The sequence below is a fragment of the Microbacterium soli genome, from assembly GCF_039539005.1.
GTDB classification, from domain to species: Bacteria; Actinomycetota; Actinomycetes; order Actinomycetales; family Microbacteriaceae; genus Microbacterium; species Microbacterium soli.
The window spans coordinates 1,620,945-1,644,124 of the sequence record NZ_BAABCP010000001.1 but is presented as its reverse complement, the minus strand read 5'-3'; the positions used below and the strand labels follow the sequence as shown (position 1 = coordinate 1,644,124).

The window sequence follows — 23,180 nt, the reverse complement described above, 5'->3', positions numbered from 1 at the left end:
CCGTCACATCCCCTGCACGCCTGCGGCATCCGCGATTACTCTCCAGTCGATGCCCACTCGCCCGCGAACCAGCCTGCTGGAGGAGGAGTCCGTCACCTTCGCGGCCAACCTCATCCGCTTCGAGAGCGTCAACACGGGCGATCCCGCGACGATCGGCGACGGCGAGACGCGGGCCGCCCGCTACGTGCAGGAGCGGCTCGAAGAGCTCGGCATCCCGACGGTCTTCGTCGAGCCGGCCCCGGGCCGGGGGAGCGTGGTCGCCCGGCTGCACGGATCGGATCCGCACGCCGGGGCGCTCGTGCTGCACGCGCACCTGGATGTGGTGCCCGCGGATGCCGAGGGCTGGACGCATCCCCCGTTCGGCGGGGTGATCGACGACGGGATGCTGTACGGGCGCGGTGCTGTGGACATGAAGGACTTCGCCGGCGTGCTGCTGGCCGTGGCGCGGGAGTTCGCCCGCCGTGGCCGGGTGCCCCGTCGAGATCTCGTCTTCGCCTTCCTCGCCGATGAGGAGTCCGGTGGCGCGCACGGCGCCGGCTGGCTCGTCGACAACCGCCCCGAGCTGTTCGCGGGCGCCACTCAGGCACTGGGCGAGGTGGGCGGATTCTCCGTGCCGTACGGGGACCGTCGCGCATATCTGCTGGCAACCGGCGAGAAGGGCGTGGCCACGGCATCCGTCGTCACACGAGGCGCGTCCGGGCATGCCTCGCTGCCGCACCGCGACGACGCCGTCGTACGACTGGTGGAGACGGTGGCGCGCATCAGCGGCTACTCCGCCCCGTCCACGCGCAGCAGGACGACAGATGCCCTGCTGCAGGCCTTCGCAGAGGAGACCGGGCGACCGTTCACGGACCGGACCCTGAGCTCCGACCTCGGCTCGCTGGGGTTCGTCGGCAGGCTCATCGCCGCCTCACTGCACTCCACCGTCGCACCGACGATGCTCCGCGCCGGCGAGAAGGGCAACGTGATCCCGTCCGAGGCGCGCGCACATCTGGACATCCGCACTCTTCCGGGCGAGGAGAAGAGGCTGCGAAACACGCTGCGCACCCTCGCCTGGCCGGGAGCGACGGTGGAGTGGCACGACGGCCCGCCCGCGATCGAATCGCCCGACGATGCACCCCTGACACGGGTGATCGCCGAGGCCATCGCCGCCGAGGACCCGGATGCCGTCGTGCTGCCGTACCTCCTGCCGGCCTCCACCGACAACAAGCACTTCGCGAAGCTCGGCATCGACGGCTACGGCTTCGTCCCGCTGCGCGTGCCGACGGACTTCGACGTGTACGCGCAGTTCCACGCCGTCGACGAACGCGTGCCGGTCTCGTCGCTGCACTTCAGCGCGCGGGTCACGGCGGAGATCCTGCAGCGGGCCTGACCGCGTGCCGCCTCACGCCGCCGAGGCGGGCTCCACGTCCGGGCCCGTCCGGCCCTCCGGGGCCGGCAGACTCTCCGGGCTCGGCTCACCGAGCTTGACGATGACGACCCCGACGAGCACGAGCGCCCCGCCGACCAGTTGCACCGGCGCCGGCAGCTGCCCCAGCAGCAGCCAGCCGAACAGCATCGCCGCGATCACCTCCGCGAGCGCGACGAAGGATGCCAGGCGCGAGCCCAGCATCCGCGTCGAGGCGATGCCCAGCACGTAGGCGAGGGCCGTGGCCAGCAGTCCGATGGCGAGCACGGGCACGAACCACGGCACGGCGACATCGGCGACTCCGGCGAGCCGGTACGAGATGTCGTCGAAGGTCCACCGCATCGGGAGCACCCCGACCAGCCCCGCCGTCGTCAGCCCCAGCGCCCCCAGCAGCAGTCCGCTGCCGGCGAGGGCGAGCGGCGGCAGGCCGGTGTCCTGCCGGGCCGACAGCACGAAGTAGGTGGCCGCGCCGACCATGGCTCCCAGCGCCCACAGGATGCCGCCGCCGTCGACGCGTGCGCCGGTGAGGACGTCGAGCATGAGCACGAGTCCGACGAACGCGAGGACGGCGCCGAGAATGCTGCGCCCCGTCGGCCTCTCCCCGCGTCGCACCCACAGCCACAGCACGACGGCCACGGGAGCGGTGTACTCGATGAGCAGCGCGACGCCGACGTCCATGACCGCGACGGCCTGGAAGTAGAACAGCTGTGTGGCGGTGACCGCGAGCAGGCCGTAGGCGGCGATCATCCCCGCATTGCAGCGCAGCAGCCGCCACCGACCACGCAGGGCGAGGATCGTCGGGACGAGGAGGATGAGCGCGGCGACCCAGATGCGCGCGGTGACCGCGGCGCCCGGCGTCCAGCCGGCGTCGATGAGACCGCGCGCCCAGGCGCCGGACATCCCGAACGAGAATGCCGCGCCGAGTGCGACGAGCAATCCGGTGCCCGCACGCGGGCGCCGACTGATGTCCTCTGCGGCACGGCCCATGGAAGATGACACTAACCTCCTTCGAGGGGCCCACGCCCCCTCGCCGACGTCACCGGGCCGATTCCCTCGGGCGTCGCCGTCGCCTCCTGCTCCTCAGGCCGGGATGAGTCCGGCATCGGCGAGTTCCGCCCAGAACTCGTCGGGAATCTCCTGCGCGGCGTATTCGACGTTCTGGCGGAGTTGCGCGGGTCGGCTGCCGCCGACCACCACCGAGCGCACCAGCGCGGAGCGCAGCGGGAACCGGATCGCCGCCGCCGGAAGCGGAACCCCGTGACCGGCGCAGATCGCGGCGATGCGCATGAGCCGCTCCCACAGAGCCTCCGGGAGGGCGCCGTACTCGTATCGGCCATCGCGCCGCGGTTCGATCTGCGCCAGCAGACCCGAGTTGAACACCGAGGCCGCGACGACGCCGGTGCCGCGCTCCGCGCAGGCCGGCAGCACCCGCTCCGCCGCCGGCTGCTCCAGCAGCGTGTAGCGCCCGGCGACCATGATCAGGTCGAGATCGGCTTCTTCGACCGCCCTGGCCAGGGCATCCGAGACCATCGAGCCGACGCCGATCGCCGTGATCGCGCCCTCGGCTCGCAGCCTCTGCATCGCCGGGAGGGCCTCGGAGACGGCCAGGTCGAGGTCGTGTCTCTCCGGATCGTGCAGGTAGAGCACGTCGATCCGGTCCAGCCCGAGGCGCTCCTGCGACTCGGCGACGGCGGCGCGGATGCCGGCCTCGCTGAAGTCCCACCGCCTGCGCAGGTCGTCGGGCACGAAGAAGTCGTGGGCGGTGTCCAGCCCGCCGGCCCGGTGATCGGGGTTCGGTCGCAGCAATCGCCCGACCTTCGTCGAGACGATGAACTCGTCACGAGGCTTGGTGCGCAGGAACGCGCCCAGCCGCCGCTCGCTCAGTCCCAGCCCGTAGTGCGGCGCGGTGTCGAAGTAGCGGATGCCCGCCTCCCAGGCGGCGTCGAGCACGGCCAGGGCGTCGTCGTCACTGAGTTCCCGGAACAGGTTGCCGACGTTCGCGGCGCCGTAGCCGAGCGCGGGGAGAACGAGGTCAGGCCGCGGCATGCCGTCCCCTCCAGGTGAACTCGGCGATGCTGGCCGGCTTCATCTCCATCCCCGCTCCGGGGGCGACCGGCGGCGCATAGGACCCGTTTCGGATCTCCGTGGGCACGACGAAGTGCTCGTGCAGGTGGTCGACGTACTCGATCATCCGCCCGTCGCGGGAGCCGCTGACGGCCACGAAGTCGAACATGGACAGGTGCTGCACGGCCTCGCAGAGCCCCACCCCGCCCGCGTGGGGGCACACCGGCACGGTGAACTTCGCCGCCAGCAGCAGGTTCGCGATGTTCTCGTTCACGCCGGCCACCCGCACCGCGTCGATCTGCATGACGCTGATCGCGTTCGCCTGCAGCAGCTGTTTGAAGATCATCCGGTTCTGCGCGTGCTCGCCGGTGGCGACGCGGATCGGCGCCACCGCACGGGCGATCTCGGCATGGCCGAGGACGTCATCGGGGCTGGTGGGCTCCTCGACCCAGGCCGGATGGAACTCGGCCAGCGCCGTGACCCATTCGATCGCCTCGGAGACCTCCCAGCGCTGATTGGCGTCGATGGCGATGGGGAAGTCCGGCCCGCACACCTCGCGCGCCCTGCGGAACCGACGGATGTCGTCGTCGAGGTCGGCGCCGACCTTGAGCTTGATCTGGGTGAAGCCTGCGGCCATCGCCTCCCGCGCCAGGCGCTCCAGCTTCTCATCGGAGTATCCCAGCCAGCCGGGACTGGTGGTGTATCCCGGGTACCCGGACTCCATCAGCGCCGCCTCGCGCTCCGCCCGCCCGGGGACGGCGGCACGGAGGATCTCCAGGGCGTCCTCGCGGGTGAGGACGTTGGTGAGGTAACGGAAGTCGACGAGGTCGACGATCTCCTCGGGGCTCATCCGCGCCAGCAGCTGCCACAGCGGGAGCCCGGCGCGCTTGGCCTTGATGTCCCACAGCGCGTTGATCACGGCACCGATCGCCATGTGCATCACGCCCTTCTCCGGGCCGAGCCAGCGCAGCTGCGAGTCGCCCACGATCTCGCGGAACGTACCGCCCATGTCGGCCAGCAGCGGCTCCAGCTCCCGCCCGACGAGGTGTCCCGCCAGAGCGTCGATGGCGGCGACCTGCACGTCGTTCCCCCGGCCGATCGTGAAGACGAACGAGTGCCCGGAGATGCCGTCTCCGGCGTCGCTGCGCACGATCACGTACGCCGCCGAGTAGTCCGGGTCGGGGTTCATCGCGTCCGATCCGTCCAGACTCAGCGAGGTGGGGAATCGGATGTCGCTGGTCTCCAGCGCGACGATACTGCTCACAGGGCTCCTTCAGCCGCGCCATCGATGTGCTGCGGACAGGTGGAGTTTAAACATCGGATGTCTATACTGTCAACAGCGGGGTCGTTCCGGGCATCCGCTTCTCAGACGAGATAGGAGAACCATGAAGTTCGCACGCCTCGGCGAGTCCGGAAGCGAGATCCCCGTCGTCATCGACGATGGTCGCCACTACGACCTCCGGCCGGTGACATCGGATGTGGACGGCGAGTTCCTCCGCACCGACCCTGTCGGCCGCACCCGCGCCGCACTGGACGCGGGGGCCCTTCCCGAGCTGCCCGATGCCGGGTCGATGCGCGTGGGCGCCCCGATCGCGCGGCCGAGCGCCGTCATCTGCATCGGGATGAACTACGCCGCCCACGCCGCCGAATCCGGCTCCGAGCCGCCGAGCGTCCCCATCCTGTTCCTGAAGACGCCGAACACCGTGATCGGACCGAACGACGCCGTCACCATCCCGCGCGGCAGCGAGAAGACCGACTGGGAGGTCGAGCTCGGGGTCGTGATCGGCTCCCGCACGGCGTATCTGGACTCCCCCGAGGAGGCGGCCGCGCACATCGCCGGCTACGTGCTGGCCAATGACGTCTCCGAGCGCGACTTCCAGATGACGGTCTCCGGCGGTCAGTGGTCGAAGGGCAAGATCGCCGCGGGGTTCAACCCCACCGGGCCCTGGCTGGTCCCGGCATCCGAGCTCGACGCGCACGGCCTCCGTCTGCGCAGCTGGGTCAACGGGGAGCCGCGCCAGGATTCGAACACCTCCGACATGATCTTCGACGTGCCCACGCTCGTGCACCACCTGTCGCAGTACGTCACGCTCGAACCCGGGGACCTGATCCTCACCGGGACGCCGCAGGGCGTCGCGCTGTCCGGCAGGTATCCGTACCTGAAGCCGGGCGACGTGGTCGAGCTGGAGATCGAGGGCCTCGGCCGTCAGCGCCAGGAGTTCGTGGCGTGGGAGGCGCAGCGATGAGCGGCCGGCTCGAGGGGCTGGTCGCCCTCGTCACCGGCGGGGCATCCGGGATCGGCGCGGCGATCGCCCGCCGACTGCACGAGGAGGGCGCACGGGTCGCGGTGCTCGACCGGGACCCCTCCGGAGCGGACGCCGCCTTCGCGGCGTTCCCGGCGGATGTCTCCGATCGCGCCTCGGTCGACGCCGCCGTCTCCGCGGTCGCGGCGCAGTTCGGCGGCATCGACATCGTCATCAACAACGCCGGTATCGGCGCACAGGGCGACATCGCCGCGAACGACGACGACGAGTGGGCCCGCGTGCTCTCCGTCAACGTCACCGGCATCGCCCGCGTGACATCGGCGGCGCTCCCCTGGCTGCGGAGGTCGTCTTCAGCGGCGGTCTGCAACACGGCATCCATCGCCTCGACCACAGGGCTGCCGCAGCGAGCGCTGTATTCCGCGTCCAAGGGTGCGGTGTCGGCGCTCACGCGGGCGATGGCCGCCGACCACCTGCGCGAGGGCATCCGGGTCAACGCCGTCAACCCGGGCACCGCGGACACCCCCTGGGTGGGGCGACTGCTGGCGTCCGCGGACGACCCCGCCGCGGAGCGGGCCGCACTCGAGGCGCGTCAGCCGCACGGCCGGCTGGTGTCCCCCGCCGAGGTCGCCGACGCCGTGCTGTATCTGGTGTCTCCGGCATCCGGGTCCACCACGGGCACCGCCATCGAGGTCGATGGCGGGATGGCCCGCCTCCGGCTGCGCCCCGAGTGACCCGTTCCTCCCCTTCCTCCTCCGCCGACACCCGGGTATCGCCGAGGCCCAGAAGCAAGGGCGGCGGGCCTCGGCGGGAGAGGGCGGGTCAGCGGATGCGGTAGAACGACAGCGCGTTGCGCTGGAACACATCGTCGACGCTGATGCCCCGGCACGCCGCCCACTCCGCGACGGTGCGGAACCAGCGCTGCCGGGAGTGGGCGGCATGGACACCATGATCCGCATCGATCGAGGACACCGGCCAGTCGCTGCCCCACATGAGCCGCCGCGGGCCGAAGGCCGCCAGCGCCGCATCCAGGAAGGGCCGGACCTGGGCATCCGTCCACACCCCGCCGGCCTCGGCCGGCAGACCGGACAGCTTGCAGAACACCTGCGGATGCGCGCCCAGTGCGCGCAGATCCTCCGCCCACGTCTCCGAGGGAGCGGCAGGGTCCGTCGCCGTGCCGATCGCGGGCTTGCCGAGGTGATCCAGCACGACCGGCAGCTCCGGGACGGATGCCGCCAGTGCCGCGACCTCCCCGAGCTGGTCCGCGCGCACGCAGGCGTCGAAGGTCCAGCCCCGCCGGGACACCTCCCGCGCCCCGCGGAGGAAGTCCTCCCCGAGCGCGAACCCGGCCGGCTCCCCCTGCAGCAGATGCCGCACTCCGACGACCCGCTCGAACGACGCCAGCGCCGCCAGCTGCTGTTCGGTCTCCGTTCCGCGATCCAGCCGCGCGCCGGCCACGATCGCCACCACGCCCGCGGGCGACGAGATGGCATCGGCCCAGCGCACCTCGTCGAGGGACAGTTCGGGCACCGGATCCGCCTGCACGAAGACCGCTGTTTCCTCCTCGATGCCCTCCAGTCGCTCGGCGAGGAACTCCTCTTCGGCGAAGCGCCGGTCCAGCGGGCCCTCCAGCCAGTCGTACTCGAGCAGCTCCGGGTCCCAGAGGTGCAGGTGGGAGTCGACGACGCGCATGCGTTCATCGTCACATATCCGACGCCCGATACGGCCCAGACATCCGATGATTGTGCGAGGATGTGGCCATGGCAGTCACGGACGAGGCGATCGAGAAGATCAAGGCGATGATCGTCGGGGGCGAGCTGGGTCCCGGCGACAGGCTCCCGCCGGAGAAGGAGCTCTCCGAACGGCTCGGCCTGTCGCGCAACTCCATGCGGGAGGCCGTCAAGGCGCTCGAGGTCATCCGCGTGCTGGACGTCCGCCGCGGCGACGGCACCTACGTGACCAGTCTGGAACCGCACCTGCTGCTGGAGGCCATCAGCTTCGTCGTCGATCTGCACGACGACGACTCGCTGCTGGAGCTGTTCGCCGTCCGGCGGATGCTGGAGTCGCAGGCCACCGGCCTCGCGGCGAGCAATGCCTCCGCGCAGGAGGCGGAGTCGCTTCTGGCCGAGGTCGCCTCCGTCGACCCGGACGTGGTGACCATCGACGACCTCGTCGCCCACGACATCCGCTTCCACGGCGAGATCGTGCGCCTGACGGGCAACGGCTACCTCGCCAGCCTCGTCGACGGTCTCAGCAGTCAGACCGTCCGGGCCCGAGTGTGGCGCGGTGTGACCGAGCAGGGCGCGGTGGAGCGCACCCTGTCCGAGCATCGCGGCATCGCCGAGGCCATCGCGCAGCGCGACTCCGCGCTGGCCTCGTCACTGGCCACCGCGCATATCGCCGGCGTCGAGCGGTGGCTGCGTCAGGCCGCCACAGCCTGACCCGCTCAGCCGCCGCCCGTGACGCACGCAGCGGGCCCCGGCATGGATGCCGGGGCCCGCTGTGCTCAGGGTCCTGCTACGCCTGCGTCTGACGACGACGCAGCATGAACAGCACGCCTGCGGAGATGAGCACCACGCCGAACGCGGAGCCCACGATCAGCGGCACCACGTCACCACCGGTCTGCGCCAGCGGCTTGTCGACCGGAAGCGTCACCGTCGACGGCGCGGAGTCGACCGCGTCACCGAAGGGGTCGACGGCCGAGGCGGTCGCGGTGTTGGTCAGCGTCGCGGCCTTGGCGTCCTCCGCCGTGGTCGTGTACGTGGCCGTGCAGTCGATCGAGTCGCCGGGAGCCAGCGGCTCGACGGGGCACACGATGTCGGACAGGTCACCGGTTCCGGAGAAATCGCCCTCGGTGACCGTCGGGTCGGTGAGGGTGACGTTGCCGGTGTTGGTCACCTCGAAGGTGTAGGTGATCAGCTGGTCGGCGCCGGTCACTGAGTCGACGTCAGCCGTCTTGGCCAGTTCGAGGCTCGGCTTCTGGTCGACGTCCACGACGGCCTGGGACGCGTTGCTGTCGACGGCGTTGCCACCGGGGGTCAGGCCGTGGGCGGTCGCCTCGTTGGTGATCAGACCGGCGTCGGCGTCGGCCTGAGTGGCGACGTAGGTCGCCGTGCAGGTGGTCGCGTCGGTCGGCTGCAGCGTGACGGCCGGGCAGTCGATGGTCAGGTCGTCACCGGTCCCGGAGAACGAGTCCTCGGAGATCGCGATGTCGCGGACGGCGATGTTCCCGGTGTTGGTGATCACGAAGCTGTAGGTCAGCTCCTGGCCCGCCGCGTCGATGGTGCTCGGGTCGACGGACTTCACGAGTTCCAGTGACGGCTCGGCCGGATCGAGGACCACGCTCGCGGTGTTGTTGGCCTGGTCGCCCCGGTCGGTCACACTCGCCGTGTTCTCGAACGGCGTGTCACCGGTCGGGGTGGTCTCGTAGACGAGGGTGAGCCGGTCATCCACGGCGAGGCCGCGCAGCTCGGTCGTCCCCGTCACCGGGATGCCGCACTCGATGCCGACGGCGGGGATGGTCTCACCGACGGCGGGGGTGCAGACGAGAGCGTCGCCGTTGGCCGTGGATGCCGCCAGAAGCGTGCCGCCGGTGGCCTTCGCATCGGTGACGGTCACGGTGTCGCCGATCGCCATGTCCTCCGCGCCGAGGTTCGTGACCGTGACGGTGTACTCCACCGGCACGCCGTCCTCGAACACGTCGGTCGAGGCGACCTTGGTCAGCGCCAGATCGAAGTCGCACATGACCCAGTCGAACGTGGCGTACCCGTCGGTGCCCTGCGCACGGCTGCCGAGCTCGGCGGAGTCGAAGTCCACATCCGTGGAGACGAAGCTCGAACCGCCGCCGCCGCCCGCGCCCGTGGGCCCGCCCGCGACGGCGCCGCCGGCACCGTTGCTGATCGTGGAGGCACCACCGCCGGCACCGAAGTACCCGGCGCCTCCGCCACCACCGGAGTCCGGGCCGTCGTCCACACCGCCGGCACCGCCCTCACGATCGACGCCGGGGAAGCCGGACCTGGTGTTGTCGCCCAGGTGCTCACCGCCGAGACCGGGACCGTCCACCTGCCCGCCCTGGCCGGCCTGCGGAAGATGGTCGACGACGTTGGGGCCGCCATCGAGGCCGACCTGGCCGTCCTCACCGGCGAACACTCCGGCACCGGTCGGGACGCCGGCCGATCCTCCCCACCCGCCGTCGAGCGAATGGCCGCCACCGGTGCCGCCACCGCCGCCGGCGAGCACGAGAAGGTCGCCGTCCAGGCTGATGCCGGTGTATCCGCCACCACCGGCCCCCGAGTGGAGTCCGGTGGCACCGCCGGCACCGCCGCCGCCCACGCCGCCGAGCCCGCCGGCGCCGCCCGCACCGCCGACGGTGACGTCGAAGGACTGGCCCGGGGTCACGGCCAGCGAGGAGTGGATCACGGCTCCGGCGCCGCCCGCCTCGACGACACCGGTGATGGCGGTGCCGCCGGCACCGCCGGCGGCGGTGAGGTCCACCGCGCAGACGCCGTTCGGGACGATCACGGTGTGCGCGCCCGGCACGAGCGCCGTCTGGGGAGCATCAGGTGCTGGGGACGCCTGCGCCGCGGGGGCGATGACCATGGCGGAGGTGGCGATGACGGCTCCGAGGAGCGCGATCCCTCCCCGCCCTGATCCATGCTTCGGATTGCCGGTTCTCGACATGCCAGATACCTCTGTTCTCGGTGTCAGCGGAGCGCGCGGTCTCGCGCGAGGCGGCGGGCTTCGTCCGCCTCGGCACGACGTTAGTGACGCCCTGCGGCCGCAGGCGGAACACCAGGTGATTTGACCCCTGACCGCGGTCTTATCCGACGACCGATGCGGCATGATGGCGGTATATCAGGTAGGCTCTCCCCCTCGGACGAGTCCTGCCGGCCGCTCCTCCGGCCCTTCGCGTCTGCCATAGTGGTGATGTCGCTGCCGCCACGGCGGCGGGAATGACGAGGATGCCCGATGCCCGACGCCCGTGACGCCCAGGTGATCTCCGCGCTCATCGCGGAGCTGCCCGAAGGGACCGTCATCACCGACCTCGACTCGCTGCAGGCGTACCGCCGTGACCGTGCGGAGGACCCGGATGCCGGAGTCCCGCTTGCCGTCGTGCGGGCGACCTGCACGGAGGACGTGCAGGTCGTCGTGCGCATCGCCGCGCGCGAGGGCGTCGGCATCGTGCCGCGCGGGGCGGGGTCCGGGCTGTCCGGCGGATCCTCCGCGGTCGACGGCGCGATCGTCGTCTCCCTGGAGCGGATGCGCGAGATCGTCGTCGACCCGTCCCTGCAGATGGCCGTCGTCCAGCCCGGCGCGTTCAACGCCGAGGTCAAGGCCGCGGCATCCGAGCACGGCCTCTGGTATCCCCCGGACCCGTCGTCGCAGGAGTTCTGCTCGATCGGCGGGAACATCGCCACCAACGCGGGCGGGCTGTGCTGCGTGAAGTACGGCGTCACCACGGACTACGTCCTGGGCCTGACCGTCGTGCTGGCCGACGGGCGAGCCGTGAAACTCGGCGGGCCGCGCCTGAAGGACGTCGCGGGGCTGTCGCTGACCAAGCTCTTCGTCGGCAGCGAGGGGACGCTCGGCATCGTGACCGAGGCCGTGCTGCGGCTGGTCCCCGCCCAGCGCACCCCCACGACGCTCGTGGCCGTGTTCCCCACGGTGGACGGCGCGATCCGGTCGGTGGTCGACGTCAAGGCGGCGATGCGCCCCTCGATGCTGGAGTTCATGGACCGGGCCACGATCAACGCCGTCGAGGACATGATGCGGATGGACCTGGACCGCACCGCCGCGGCCATGCTCATCGTGCAGTCCGATGAGCCGTCCGAGGTCGCCACCGCGCAGATCGAGGAGATCGAGCGGATCTGCGAGCAGCACGGCGCGACCGAGGTGTACGCCACCAGCGATCCCGACGAGGGTGAGGCCCTCATCGAGGCGCGCAGGCAGGCGATCCCCGCCGTCGAGCGGCGCGGGGCGCTGCTGCTGGAGGACGTCGGGGTCCCCCTGCCCCGGCTGGGCGACCTGATCGACGGGATGCGGGCCATCGCCGAGCGTCGCGGCGTGGAGATCGCCGTGGTCGCGCACGCCGGTGACGGCAACACGCATCCGCTGATCGTGCTGGATCCGACGGATGCCGCTCAGCGCGAGCGCGCGGACGCCGCGTTCGGCGAGGTGATGGACCTGGCGATCGGGCTGGGCGGCACGATCACGGGCGAGCACGGCGTGGGACGACTCAAGCAGCCCTGGCTCGCCGACTACCTCGGCGGAGACGCCATGGAGCTGAACCTGCGCATCAAACGGGCGCTGGACCCGCAGGGCATCCTCAACCCCGGCGCGATCTTCGCGGACAGTTGACCGTGCCGTCCGTTGAGCGGACGGCACGGTCCGGCGACTCACACCAGCCGCGTCTTCGGTGAGACGGTGTAGGTGTCCTCCGGGTCGTCGTTGACGACGCCGGCGAGAGCCTCGTCCACGGCGGTCATCACCGCCGCATCCAACGTCACACCGGACGCCTTGACGGTCTCCGCGAGCTGCTCGGGACGCGACGCGCCCACCAGCGCGGCGGCGACGTTCGGGTTCTGCAGCACCCAGGCGATGGCGAGCTGCGGCATGGTCAGCCCGGCTTCGGCGGCGATCGGCTTGAGCTTCTGGACGGCGGTGAGGATGTCGTCCTGCAGCAGCCGCTCGATGAAGTGGGCGCCGGAGTGCGGGTCAGTGGCGCGCGAGCCGTCCGGCACCGGCTGCCCGGGCAGGTACTTGCCGCTGAGCACGCCCTGTGCCATCGGCGACCAGACGATCTGCGAGATGCCGAGCTCCTGGGAGGTCGGGACGACCTTCCCCTCGATCACGCGGTGCAGCATGGAGTACTGCGGCTGGTTGGAGACCAGCTGGAAGCCCAGCTGCTTCGCCAGGGCGTGGCCGGCTCGCAGCTGCTCGGCCGTCCACTCGCTGACGCCGATGTACAGCGCCTTTCCGGCGCGGACGACGTCGGCGAAGGCCTGCATGGTCTCCTCGAGCGGGGTCTCGTAGTCGAACCGGTGCGCCTGGTAGAGGTCGACGTAGTCGGTCCCCAGACGCTGCAGCGAGCCGTCGATGGATTCGCGGATGTGCTTGCGGCTCAGGCCCGTGTCGTTGGGGCCCTTCGGGCCGGTCGGGAAGTACACCTTGGTGAAGATCTCCAGGCCCGCGCGGCGCTGGCCGGCCAGCGCCTTGCCCAGCACCACCTCCGCGGCGGTGTTGGCGTAGGTGTCGGCCGTGTCGAAGGTGGTGATGCCGGCGTCCAGCGCGGCGTGGACGGTGGCGATGGCGGCGTCATCGGCGACCTGCGACGCGTGAGTCACCCAGTTGCCGTAGGTGATCTCCGAGACCTTGAGACCGCTGTTGCCGAGATAGCGATAGTTGACCATCCCTCAACGCTAGTGCGTCAGACCGGATGCCCTGTCAGGCTGGAGACATGAAGACGCTGCTGCTGGCACGCCACGCGAAGTCCGACTGGGGCCTGCACGGCCTCGACGATCACGACCGCCCGCTGAACCGCCGCGGCCGTCGCGACGCGCCCGCGATGGCCGCCCGTCTGCTCGAGGAGGGCGTGGGCGTGCAGCGAGTCGTGTCGAGCACGGCCGTGCGGGCGCGCAGCACGGCCGCCGAGTACGCCGCGGCCTTCGGCATCCCCGTGGTCGAGGAGGAGGCGCTGTACGCGGCATCCGCGCGCACGATCCTCGCGGTGGCCGCGGCCGTGCCCGACGACGTCGACGTCGCGATGCTCGTCGGCCACAATCCGGGCATGACGGACGCCGTCGCCGAGCTGACCGGCACGCACGTCGCGTTCCCGACGTGCGCGGTCGCGGAGTGCGCGGTCGACGTCGGTTCCTGGGCGGAGCTCATCGAGGGGTCGGGACGGATGCTGCGTCTGCGGAGCCCCGGGGGCTAGGGCGGCCGATCGCGGTCAGCCTTCTCATCGCGACTCAGACCATCGCCGCGGCGGCGGATTCGTCCTCCGTGGTGGCGACCAGCTGGCCGCAAGCCCCGTCGATCTCCTTGCCACGGGTGTCACGCAGGGTGGTCGGGATGCCGGCGTCGTTGAGGCGGCGCACGAACTCCTCCGTGACCTCGCGGGTGGAGGCCGTCCACACCGACTCCGGCGTCGGGTTCAGCGGGATGGGGTTCACGTGCACCCAGCCGCGACCGCGGGCGTTGAGCTTCTCCGCCAGCAGGTCGGCGCGCCAGGCGTGGTCGTTCATGTCCTTGATGAGCGCGTACTCGATCGACACCCGTCGGCCGGTCTTCTCGAAGTACCCGTATGCGGCGTCCAGCGCCTCGTCGACCTTCCAGCGCGAGTTCACCGGGATGAGCTCGTCGCGCAGCTCATCATCAGGGGCGTGCAGCGACAGTGCGAAGGTGACGGGGAGGTGCTCGTCGGCGAGCTTGCGGATGGCGGGCACGAGGCCGACCGTCGAGACGGTGATGCCGCGGGCGCTCATGCCGAGCCCGTTCGGCTGGGGCTCCACCATCACCCGCACGGCGTCCATCACACGCCTGTAGTTGGCCAGCGGCTCGCCCATTCCCATGAAGACGATGTTCGAGACGCGCTCCATCGAGTGGTCGTCAGCCCGCTTGCCGCCCAGCTCGCCGTTGGCGATGACGCGGTTGGCGCGCACCACCTGCTCGACGATCTCCGCGGTCGACATGTTGCGGGTCAGTCCCGCCTGGCCGGTGGCGCAGAACGGGCAGTTCATGCCGCAACCGGCCTGCGACGACACGCACAGCGTGATCCTGCCGGGATAGCGCATGAGCACCGACTCGACGAGGGCGCCGTCGTGCAGCCGCCACAGGAACTTGATCGTGTCGCCGCGGTCGGTCGTGAGCCTGCGGACCTCGGTGAGCAGCGGCGGGAGCATCCCCGCGACGAACTCCTCCCGCTGCTCGGCCGGCAGGTCCGTCATGTGCGCGGGGTCGGAGGTGTGATGGGTGAAGTAGTGCGTGGAGAGCTGCTTGGCGCGAAAGCCCGGCATCCCCAACTCCTTGACCTTCTCCATCCGCTCGGCGGGAGTCATGTCCGCCAGATGCACGGGAGGCTTGCCGCGACGGGGGCTGGCGAACTGCAGCAGCGGCCGGCCATCGGCATCCTTCTTCTGCGTCCACCCCTCGGTGCGCGGCCGCGTCTGGCGCACTCCGGTGCTCACAGGGCGTGCGGGGGAGGTCTCGGTCATGCTTCCAGGGTACGGGCTGGCGGATGGGAGGAGGCTGGTGCGTCCGACGCCGTCGCGCCGGGCATCCGTGCGGTCGATCCGCGCGGCACGAGCGCCGTGGGCAGCTCGACCACCTCACCGGCGACGTCCTCGCCCTCGATGGCGCGCACGAGGATGCGCACGGCCGCCGCTCCCATCTCGCGGATCGGCTGGCGGACCGTGGTCAGCGGCGGGTGCAGCCAGCGCGCGCCGCGCACGTCGTCGAACCCCACCACCAGCACGTCCTGCGGCACGGAGAGTCCTGCCGCGGCGATCGCCCGGTACGCCCCCGCCGCCATCTCATCATTGCATGCGAACACGCCGATCAGGCCCTGCCCTCCGACGGCTCGCAGCGCCCGCGCGCAGGCGCGCTCGGCTCCGCCCGCTCCCCAATCGCCGTCGACATGAGCAAGGGGTGCGGTCGGAGCGAGCCGGCGCAGCGCAGCGGAGAAACCCGCCACACGGGCACGTCCGAAGCGGTACGCGGGAGCACCGCCGATGAGCACGAACCGCTGCGCACCGCGCTCGACGAGATGCTCGGCGGCGGCCGCGCCCCCGGCATGGTCGGTGGTGCGGATGCTGGGCAGCGACGCCCGCACCTCGCTGGGAGGATCGAGCAGGACGATCGGGATCGACGCCTCCTCGAGCACCGCGACCTGGGCGGCGGTCGGCGTCATCAGCCCGGCGATCACCCCCGCCGTCCCGCGCGAGCGGATGCGGCAGGGCCAGTCGTCCTCGGCATCCGGGCGGTCGGTGGTCAGGACGAGGTCGTGGTGCAGAGCCGCCGCCGTCGTCCGAGCCCCCGCGACGACCTCATCCGTGTAGGGGTCGTGGAAGGTGCCGAACACGAGGTCGATGACGCGCCCCGCTCCCCCGCGCGGCCTGCCCCTGGTCTCTCCCGCACGAACGTATCCCAGTGCCGCCGCCGCACGCCGCACACGCTCGCGGGTGGCCGTGGACAGGTCGCCGCGGCCCCGCAACGCGCGGGACGCGGTGGCCGGGCTCACGCGGGCCGCGGCGGCGACATCGGCGAGGGTGACACGGGCGGCGGAGGACACGAATCATTTTTGCGCAAAACGTGCGGCATCCGCCATGCGGACTGGCATTCTTCTTCCTGTATCCCACGCATCGGGCTGACGGGAGAGGGGAATCCGCAATGACGACACGGCTGCGCGTGGCCATCATCGGCACGGGCTTCATGGGGCGGATGCACTCGCACGCCTGGCGGACGGCGCCGCGCTTCTTCTCCCTGTCCCCCGCCCCGGAGGCGGCGCTCCTCGTGGGCGGCGGGCCCGAGCGCACGGCCGCCGCGGCGGCCGAGTTCGGCATCCCGGAATCCTCGGCCGACTGGCGCACCGCGGTGACCCGCGATGACATCGACATCGTCGACATCTGCACCCCCGGTCACACCCACGCCGAGATCGCACTGGCGGCGCTCGCCGTCGGCAAGCACGTGCTGTGCGAGAAGCCGCTGGCCAACGACGTCGCCGACGCGGAGCGCATGGCAGAGGCCGCAGCCGCGGCAGCCGCGTCCGGAGCGGTCAGCATGTGCGGCTTCAGCTATCGGCGCACACCCGCTCTGGCACTGGCCAAGCGGCTCATCGACGACGGCAGGCTCGGCCGCATCCGCCACGTGCGCGCCCAGTATCTGCAGGATTGGCTCACCAGCCCCGATGCCCCGTTCACCTGGCGCCTGGACCGCGCACGCGCGGGATCGGGCACGCTCGGCGACATCGGCGCACACAGCATCGACACCGCGCAGTGGCTGACGGGCTCCGCCATCACCGGGGTGTCCGCGACCCTGCGCACCTTCGTCGAGTCCCGCCCGAGGTTGGACGCGCACATCGGCCTGGGCGGCAGCGCAGACGCCGACGCGCCCCGTGAGAAAGTCACCGTCGACGACGCGGTCGCCTTCACGGCCTCCTTCGCCGACGGCGCGCTGGGGGTCTTCGAGGCGACGCGGATGGCGGCCGGCCATCGCAACGCCAACCGCATCGAGATCAACGGCGAGCTCGGGTCGGTGGCCTTCGACTTCTCGGCCATGAACGAGCTGCAGTTCCACGACGCGCAGCTGCCGTCCGAGGAGCAGGGCTTCCGCCGCATCGACGTCACAGAGCCCGGCCACCCCTACGCGGGAGCCTGGTGGCCCGCCGGGCACGGCCTGGGCTACGAGCACCTGTTCACCCATCAGACCGTCGACTTCGTCCGAGCGATCACCGACGGCACTCCCGCCCGTCCCGACTTCGACGAGGCCGCGCAGGTGCAGCGCGTGCTGGCCGCCGTCGAGACCAGCGCAGCGGATGCGAGTCGCTACACCCCCGTCGAAGGAGCACGCTCATGACCGGGACGCGCAAGGCACTCGTCGTACGCGGAGGCTGGGACGGGCACAGCCCCGTCGAGGCGACCGGGCTGTTCATCCCCTTCCTGCGGGAGAACGGGTTCGAGGTGCGCGTCGAGGAGTCCAACGACGTCTACGCCGACGAGACCGTGATGACGGGCACCGATCTCATCGTGCAGTGCGTGACCATGTCCGAGATCTCGCGAGACGCGCTGAAGGGCCTGCGCGACGCGGTCGCGCGCGGCACGGGGATGGCGGGTTGGCACGGTGGGATCGCCGACTCGTACCGCAGCAGCTCCGATTACCTGCAGCTGATCGGCGGGCAGTTCGCCACGCATCCGTCCAAGCATCCGGACTCCTGCGCGGGCGACGCGTCCGACAACTTCCTCCCCCACACGATCGAGCCGACCGAACTCGGCCGCGGACACGAGATCATGCGGGGCCTGGAGGCGTTCGCGCTCGACACCGAGCAGTACTGGGTGCTCACCGACGACCTCAACGACGTCCTGGCCACCACCACCCACCCCGTGCAGCCGTACCATCCGTGGCACCGCCCCATCACCTCCCCGGCGGTGTGGACGCGGGAATGGGGCGCGGGACGGATCTTCGTCGCGACCCCAGGGCACAGTCTCGAGGTGCTGCGCGACGTCAACGTACGGACGATCATCGAGAGGGGGATGCTGTGGGCGAGCCGCACGGGATCGGAATAGTCGGACTCGGGGTCATCTCCGCGCAGTACCTGGCAACGCTCGGTGATCACCCCGGCGTGCGGATCGTCGCCGTGGCGGACCTGGACGCGGCGCGGGCCCGCGCCGTCGCGGACACCATCCACGGATGCCGTGCGCTGAGCGTCGACGAGCTCGTGCAGGACCCGGACGTGCAGACGGTGCTGAACCTCACGATCCCCGCCGCGCACGCGGAGATCGCCCTGGCCGCACTCGACCACGGCAGGAACGTGTTCGGGGAGAAGCCGCTGGCGCCCACGCTGCCGGTGGCCCGCGAGATCATCGCCGCCTCCTCCGCATCCGCCTGGGCGGGCTGCGCGCCGGACACGGTGCTCGGCACCGGCATCCAGACCGCCCGCGCGGCCGTGGACGCCGGCGAGATCGGGCGGCCCGTCTCCGCCGTCGCCACCTGGGTCTCGCCCGGGCATGAGGCCTGGCATCCGAACCCCGACTTCTACTACCGCGAGGGCGGCGGGCCGCTGCTGGACATGGGGCCGTACTACCTGACGTCGCTGTTCCATCTGCTGGGTCCCGTCACGCGGGTGTCCGGCGCGTCGGCGCGCCCGAGGTCAGTGCGCACGATCGCCTCCGGGCCGCGGGCCGGGGAGGAGATCCCCGTCGAGGTCGACACGCACGTCACCGGCGTGCTCGAGCACGTCGGCGGCGCGATCTCGACCGTGACGTTCAGCTTCGACGCGGCCCACACCGATGCCGCGCCCATCGAGGTGCACGGCGAGACCGGCACGCTGTCCGTGCCGGACCCCAACCACTTCACGGGCGAGGTGCGGCTGCGCCGGCCCGGCGACGAGGAGTGGCGTCCGGTGCCGACCAGCGCGGGTTATGAGAACGGCGGCCGCGGCATCGGCCTGCTCGACTTCGTGTCGGGGGGCTCGCGCTCCGACGCCTCCATCGCCCTGCACGTGCTGGAGATCATGACCTCGCTGCTGGAGTCCGCGCGCACCGGTCGCCGCATCGAGCTGACCACGACGGCCGAGCGTCCGCCGCTGGTGCCGCTGATCGCGGAGCGCGACTGGCGGATGCGGTGACCGGGGCACCCGCATCTCCGTTCGGCCCGAATCCCGCTCAATCCAGGAAGATGTCGGGGAACAGCCGGTCGTCGGGCGTGCCGGGCACGGCGGCGTAGGTCGAGAGGTCCGTGACGCCCTTCTCCGCCAGCACGTCCTCGACGATGAGCGTCTGCCCGGTGCGCGAGCGCGAGGGCTTGGTCAGCACGGCGTAGGCGGCGTCCGCGTAGATGTCAGGGGTGCGGCTGACCGCCATCACCCGGTCGCCGCCGAGCAGGTTCTGCACGGCCGCGGTCGCGATGGTGGTGCGCGGCCAGAGCGTGTTGGCCGCGATCCCGGCATCCGCGAACTCCGCCGCCAGCCCCAGGGTGACCATCGTCATGCCGTACTTCGCGAGCGTGTATCCGGTGTGCGCTCCCAGCCACTTCGGGGTGATGTTCAGCGGCGGGGAGAGCGAGAGGATGTGCGGGTTCTCCGCCTCCTGCAGCAGCGGAACGGCCGCACGGGAGAGCATGAACGTGCCGCGCACATTCACGTCCTGCATGAGGTCGTACTTCTTCGCCTCCAGGTCGGTCGAGCGCGACAGGTCGATGACGCTGGCGTTGTTGACGACGATGTCGATGCCGCCGAACTCGCCCTGCGTCGTGAGCACCGCGGCGGTGATGTCGCTGTCATTGCGCACATCGCCCACGATGGGCAGCGCCTGACCGCCCGCCGCGCGGATCGCCTCGGCGGCGGTGTGCACGGTGCCCTCGAGGCGCGGATGCGGGGTGTCGGTCTTGGCGAGCATGGCGATGTTCGCGCCGTCGGCGGCCGCGCGCAGCGCGATGGCCAGGCCGATGCCGCGACTGCCGCCCGACATGAGGATGGTCTTTCCTGCCAGGGTCATGATGCTGCTCCTTCACACATACGGCGTTCCCGTCGTGCTTCCTGTCGGTTCCGCCTCGGGCCGAGCGACGATTCTCGCGACGGGAGCGGGGATCACTTGGGGGCCATGCGGATGGCGCCGTCGAGGCGGATGGTCTCGCCGTTGAGGTAGCCGTTGGCGATGATGTGCTCGACCAGGGCCGCGTACTCGTCGGGCCGGCCGAGCCGCGACGGGTAGGGAACCTGCTGCCCGAGCGAATCCTGGGCGGGCTGCGGAAGACCGGCGAGCATCGGGGTCTCCATGATGCCGGGGGCGATCGTGCACACCCGGATGCCGTGGCGCGCGAGCTCTCGCGCGATCGGCAGCGTCATGGCGTGCACGCCGCCCTTGGAGGCCGAGTAGGCGGGCTGACCGATCTGCCCGTCGAACGCCGCGACACTGGCCGTGCTGACGATGACGCCGCGGTCGCCGTCCTCGGTCGGCTCCTGCTGGGCGATGACGGCGGATGCCTGGGAGATGACGTTGAAGGTGCCGATGAGGTTGATGCGGATGATGCGCTCGAAGGCCTCGAGATCGGCCGGGTTGCCGTCCCGGTCGAGCACCTTGGCCGGCGGCGCGATACCCGCGCAGTTGACGACGACGCGCAGCGGCGCCGTCGCGCGGGCGGATGCCACGGCCGCGGCGATCTGCTCGCCGCTGGTGACGTCGGCGGGGGCGAAGAGCCCGCCGAGCTCCGCGGCGATCTCGGCGCCGGCAGAATTCGGCAGGTCGATGATGGTGACCCGCGCGCCCGCGGCGGAGAGCCGCCGCGCCGTCGCGAGCCCGAGCCCGCTGGCGCCGCCCGTGATGAGCGCGCCCTGTCCCGTGATCTGCATGTGTTCTCCTTCGAACGGACATCGTGTCGCGCGGCCACCCGCGGCGACCCGACAGTTGCGACTGAGTTCCAGTTTATGTGGTCCTGAGTCCCTCAGCGAGTTCGCGTGCCGGACTGCGCCCAGGTTAGGGCACATCTCCCCATTGCGCACACCTGAGCGCACCCGGATAGGCTTTCGTCCGGAGCCGGCCGACGCTGCCGCACGACCACCGGGGGGACAGAGCATGCCAGAGATCGAGGTCGACAGCGACGCCTACGACAACGTCCGCCGACTGCTCTCCCAGGCCGCCGACCAGCTCCGCTCGACGACATCCGTGTCCTCCGCCGTCCCGTCCATGGCGTTCGGCCCGCTCATGGCGTTCGTCCCGCCCGCGCTGAACGCCGTGGGCACCGCAGCCGAGAACGCCGCGAAGTCCGCGGCGGAGACCGCCGATCGGACGGCCGAGGGCATCTCCGACGCCGTGGAGGGCTTCCAGGACGTCGAGAACGGTGCGGGCCGGGATCTCAAGCGGATCGGGGGGCAGCACTGATGGCCATCACGTTCCTCCCCGACGCGGACTCCGCCGCGGGCCAGCTCGGCAGCGGCACGTGGGCGACCGCCGTGCCGGTGGCCGACCCCGCGATCGACTGCGGCAGCGCGCTGACCGGGTTCGCCGGCGCGATCATCCGCTTCGTGCAGCCGCTGTACGAACTGCTCGAGAGCGTGACCGGCGACCCCGCCGGCCTCTACCAGGGCTCGCACACCTGGGAGACGTTCTCCGGGGAGGTGCAGACGGCATCCGGCATCTTCGAGCAGGCGCTGACGCAGATCGAGCACCTCACGGGCCTCACCGCCGAGGCCGTCCGCGGCGCCCTCGCCGTGCTCGTCGCCGCCACGCACTCGCTCTCGAGCTGGTCGAAGGTGATGAGCCAGGTGCTGCAGCTGTGCGTGCGGATCGTGGAGATCCTGCACTCGCTGGTGTGCGCAGCCTTCGAGCTGCTCTCCTCGGTCGCCGGTGTCGTGGGCGATGTGCTGTTCGGCAGCTGGCCGTGGGAGTGGGACAAGAAGGCCCAGGCCATCGACGACTTCGCGCAGAACTGTCAGGAGGTCATCGCCGAGGCCGCCTCGAACATCGACCGCGGCCTGCAGGCCCTGCGCGAGATGGTGCGCCTGGCCACCGATCTCTACCGCGCCATCATCCCCTTCCACCAGCGGATCGAGGACCTCCTCGGTGAGCTGCTGGAGAAGTTCCCTCCCGGGGAGCTGCTCGGTCCGCTGGGCGAGCTGCCCGGCCGGCTCCCGCCCGGGATGCTCGGCGACGAGTACAACCCGGGTCCGACGCCGTACCCCGGATCCGACCACCGCTTCGAGGGCGACTACGAGCTCGGCTACTCGCACGAGTACGACCTCGGACCGACCGACATGACCACCGAGGAGCTGAACCGGATGCTGCGCGAGGAGTTCGGGCACGTGTTCCTGCCCTCCCGCGAGGGCGACAACTCGCAGTTGAACATGCAGCTGACCGGTGAGGGGCAGACGATCAAGACCTCACTGTTCGGCATGGGCATCCCCGGCGTCACCTCCGGTGACATCGTCGTGCAGCAGGTGACCGACGACGGCTTCGTGATCAGTGCGCTGCCCGGGCATCCGGAGTATCCCGGCGAGGTGGCCTTCCGACTGCGCAACGTCGACGGGCGCGGCGTGTTCGAGGTGACGGGCGCGTACGACTCCACGATCCTGGAGGGCCTGGGATTCTCCGGGAACACCAACCCCGCCTACGCGGGCATCGCGGATTACTCCATCTGGAGCGACATGCAGTACCGCCTCGAGGACATGATGAACTATGGGCGCTAGCCGTCTGCTGACCGCGACCGCCGTCGTGGCTGGTGTGCTGGCACTGGCCGGATGCACGGCAGCCGGCCCATCCCGCTCCGACGCCCCGCACGACGCGCCCTCCGGTGGTCAGACGCTCGGCGAGATGCGGGAGCTGCTCGGCTCCATCGACGGCATCCGGGTCTCCGACATCCGCGGCGGCGAACGTCCGAATGTGAAGGGGAACACCGGCTACAGCATCGCCCTGGACGTGTCCGACGGGTACACCGTCATCGACGGGGCGGCGCTCGTGGACTTCGTGGTCACGGCCGTCTGGTCGGTGCGCGAGGGGTACCGGCCCAACGCGACCATCGACATCAGGGTGCGGATGCCGGAGGGCGGCGCGTTCGACGTCGCGGCGGCGGCCGCGAGCGCGGGCTGGGTGGCCGATGCCTCCACCGGGGCGAGCGCGTTCAGCACGGTGACGGTGCCGCTGTCGGCTGCGAAGGAGCAGGGCGCGAGCAATCTGACGAGACTGGGCGACTGGCCGGGGGCGGTGCCGGCGATCCCCACCGATGTCACGGCCCGCGGATGA

22 protein-coding genes are annotated in these 23,180 nt (G+C 71.1%); 12 read left to right on the top strand and 10 right to left on the bottom strand.

What is annotated here, in order from left to right; translation table 11 throughout:
• Positions 1–49: 49 nt before the first annotated feature.
• Positions 50–1,372 carry a M20/M25/M40 family metallo-hydrolase gene (locus ABD770_RS07685; protein WP_344818946.1) on the top strand — a complete coding sequence of 441 codons (1,323 nt, stop codon included), beginning with the start codon at positions 50–52 and terminating at the stop codon, positions 1,370–1,372.
• 12 nt (positions 1,373–1,384) lie between these two features.
• On the opposite strand, the gene ABD770_RS07680 is transcribed toward ABD770_RS07685, so the two are convergent.
• The 3 genes from ABD770_RS07680 to ABD770_RS07670 form a co-directional block, all read right to left on the bottom strand.
• Entirely contained in the window at positions 1,385–2,395 is a 1,011-nt protein-coding gene (locus ABD770_RS07680; RefSeq protein ID WP_344818945.1) for an EamA family transporter, read from the bottom strand.
• Positions 2,396–2,488: 93 nt separating this feature from the next.
• Positions 2,489–3,454, bottom strand: coding sequence for an aldo/keto reductase (locus ABD770_RS07675; RefSeq protein ID WP_344818944.1), 966 nt, complete (start codon positions 3,452–3,454; stop codon positions 2,489–2,491).
• Positions 3,441–4,736 (bottom strand): L-fuconate dehydratase, encoded by a 1,296-nt coding sequence (locus ABD770_RS07670; protein WP_344818943.1) that lies wholly within the window; start codon positions 4,734–4,736, stop codon positions 3,441–3,443. The genes ABD770_RS07675 and ABD770_RS07670 overlap by 14 nt, the downstream gene beginning before the upstream one ends.
• Positions 4,737–4,857: 121 nt before the next feature.
• Here ABD770_RS07670 and ABD770_RS07665 point away from each other — a divergent pair, with 121 nt between their 5' ends.
• Complete coding sequence (locus tag ABD770_RS07665) at positions 4,858–5,718, top strand: fumarylacetoacetate hydrolase family protein (RefSeq protein ID WP_344818942.1); 861 nt, start codon at positions 4,858–4,860, stop codon at positions 5,716–5,718.
• Positions 5,715–6,467, top strand: coding sequence for an SDR family NAD(P)-dependent oxidoreductase (locus ABD770_RS07660; protein ID WP_344818941.1), 753 nt, complete (start codon positions 5,715–5,717; stop codon positions 6,465–6,467). The genes ABD770_RS07665 and ABD770_RS07660 overlap by 4 nt, the downstream gene beginning before the upstream one ends.
• Before the next feature lie 88 nt (positions 6,468–6,555).
• Here the strand turns inward: ABD770_RS07660 and ABD770_RS07655 are convergent, their stop codons facing one another.
• The gene (locus ABD770_RS07655) at positions 6,556–7,425 is read right to left on the bottom strand and encodes an amidohydrolase family protein (RefSeq protein WP_344818940.1); all 870 of its coding nucleotides are present in this window, start codon (positions 7,423–7,425) and stop codon (positions 6,556–6,558) included.
• A 68-nt stretch (positions 7,426–7,493) separates the two neighbouring features.
• Here ABD770_RS07655 and ABD770_RS07650 point away from each other — a divergent pair, with 68 nt between their 5' ends.
• The gene (locus ABD770_RS07650; protein ID WP_344818939.1) at positions 7,494–8,174 is read left to right on the top strand and encodes a FadR/GntR family transcriptional regulator; all 681 of its coding nucleotides are present in this window, start codon (positions 7,494–7,496) and stop codon (positions 8,172–8,174) included.
• A gap of 76 nt (positions 8,175–8,250) precedes the next feature.
• Here the strand turns inward: ABD770_RS07650 and ABD770_RS07645 are convergent, their stop codons facing one another.
• Positions 8,251–10,413 carry a DUF7507 domain-containing protein gene (locus ABD770_RS07645; protein WP_344818938.1) on the bottom strand — a complete coding sequence of 721 codons (2,163 nt, stop codon included), beginning with the start codon at positions 10,411–10,413 and terminating at the stop codon, positions 8,251–8,253.
• 288 nt (positions 10,414–10,701) lie between these two features.
• Here ABD770_RS07645 and ABD770_RS07640 point away from each other — a divergent pair, with 288 nt between their 5' ends.
• Positions 10,702–12,090, top strand: coding sequence for an FAD-binding oxidoreductase (locus ABD770_RS07640; RefSeq protein WP_344818937.1), 1,389 nt, complete (start codon positions 10,702–10,704; stop codon positions 12,088–12,090).
• A gap of 38 nt (positions 12,091–12,128) precedes the next feature.
• Here the strand turns inward: ABD770_RS07640 and ABD770_RS07635 are convergent, their stop codons facing one another.
• Positions 12,129–13,142 carry an aldo/keto reductase family protein gene (locus ABD770_RS07635; protein ID WP_344818936.1) on the bottom strand — a complete coding sequence of 338 codons (1,014 nt, stop codon included), beginning with the start codon at positions 13,140–13,142 and terminating at the stop codon, positions 12,129–12,131.
• A 47-nt stretch (positions 13,143–13,189) separates the two neighbouring features.
• On the opposite strand from ABD770_RS07635, the gene ABD770_RS07630 reads away from it, so the two are divergent.
• Positions 13,190–13,666, top strand: coding sequence for a SixA phosphatase family protein (locus ABD770_RS07630; protein ID WP_344818935.1), 477 nt, complete (start codon positions 13,190–13,192; stop codon positions 13,664–13,666).
• Between the two features lie 34 nt (positions 13,667–13,700).
• Here ABD770_RS07630 and rlmN read toward each other — a convergent pair whose 3' ends face one another.
• Both rlmN and ABD770_RS07620 read right to left on the bottom strand, forming a co-directional pair.
• Positions 13,701–14,945 (bottom strand): dual-specificity RNA methyltransferase RlmN, encoded by a 1,245-nt coding sequence (rlmN, locus tag ABD770_RS07625; protein WP_344818934.1) that lies wholly within the window; start codon positions 14,943–14,945, stop codon positions 13,701–13,703.
• Positions 14,942–16,021: a LacI family DNA-binding transcriptional regulator gene (locus ABD770_RS07620; protein WP_344818933.1), complete on the bottom strand. Its 1,080-nt coding sequence runs from the start codon at positions 16,019–16,021 to the stop codon at positions 14,942–14,944. The genes rlmN and ABD770_RS07620 overlap by 4 nt, the downstream gene beginning before the upstream one ends.
• Before the next feature lie 98 nt (positions 16,022–16,119).
• On the opposite strand from ABD770_RS07620, the gene ABD770_RS07615 reads away from it, so the two are divergent.
• Genes ABD770_RS07615 through ABD770_RS07605 form a run of 3 tightly spaced genes read left to right on the top strand, consistent with a single transcriptional unit; the run spans position 16,120 to position 19,072 of the window.
• Complete coding sequence (locus ABD770_RS07615) at positions 16,120–17,304, top strand: Gfo/Idh/MocA family protein (RefSeq protein ID WP_344818932.1); 1,185 nt, start codon at positions 16,120–16,122, stop codon at positions 17,302–17,304.
• Complete coding sequence (locus ABD770_RS07610) at positions 17,301–18,011, top strand: ThuA domain-containing protein (RefSeq protein WP_344818931.1); 711 nt, start codon at positions 17,301–17,303, stop codon at positions 18,009–18,011. The genes ABD770_RS07615 and ABD770_RS07610 overlap by 4 nt, the downstream gene beginning before the upstream one ends.
• Entirely contained in the window at positions 17,984–19,072 is a 1,089-nt protein-coding gene (locus ABD770_RS07605) for a Gfo/Idh/MocA family protein (protein ID WP_344818930.1), read from the top strand. Before ABD770_RS07610 ends, ABD770_RS07605 begins: the two co-directional genes overlap by 28 nt.
• Before the next feature lie 37 nt (positions 19,073–19,109).
• Here the strand turns inward: ABD770_RS07605 and ABD770_RS07600 are convergent, their stop codons facing one another.
• Both ABD770_RS07600 and ABD770_RS07595 read right to left on the bottom strand, forming a co-directional pair.
• On the bottom strand, positions 19,110–19,940 hold the full coding sequence (locus tag ABD770_RS07600) for an SDR family oxidoreductase (RefSeq protein ID WP_344818929.1): 831 nt from the start codon (positions 19,938–19,940) through the stop codon (positions 19,110–19,112).
• Positions 19,941–20,032: 92 nt separating this feature from the next.
• Entirely contained in the window at positions 20,033–20,794 is a 762-nt protein-coding gene (locus ABD770_RS07595) for an SDR family NAD(P)-dependent oxidoreductase (protein ID WP_344818928.1), read from the bottom strand.
• 223 nt (positions 20,795–21,017) lie between these two features.
• Here ABD770_RS07595 and ABD770_RS07590 point away from each other — a divergent pair, with 223 nt between their 5' ends.
• The 3 genes from ABD770_RS07590 to ABD770_RS07580 are packed head-to-tail and all read left to right on the top strand — an operon-like array spanning position 21,018 to position 23,180.
• A complete protein-coding gene (locus tag ABD770_RS07590) occupies positions 21,018–21,323 on the top strand; it encodes a hypothetical protein (RefSeq protein ID WP_344818927.1) in 306 nt (101 codons plus the stop codon).
• On the top strand, positions 21,323–22,627 hold the full coding sequence (locus tag ABD770_RS07585; protein WP_344818926.1) for a hypothetical protein: 1,305 nt from the start codon (positions 21,323–21,325) through the stop codon (positions 22,625–22,627). Before ABD770_RS07590 ends, ABD770_RS07585 begins: the two co-directional genes overlap by 1 nt.
• Entirely contained in the window at positions 22,617–23,180 is a 564-nt protein-coding gene (locus tag ABD770_RS07580; protein WP_344818925.1) for a hypothetical protein, read from the top strand. Before ABD770_RS07585 ends, ABD770_RS07580 begins: the two co-directional genes overlap by 11 nt.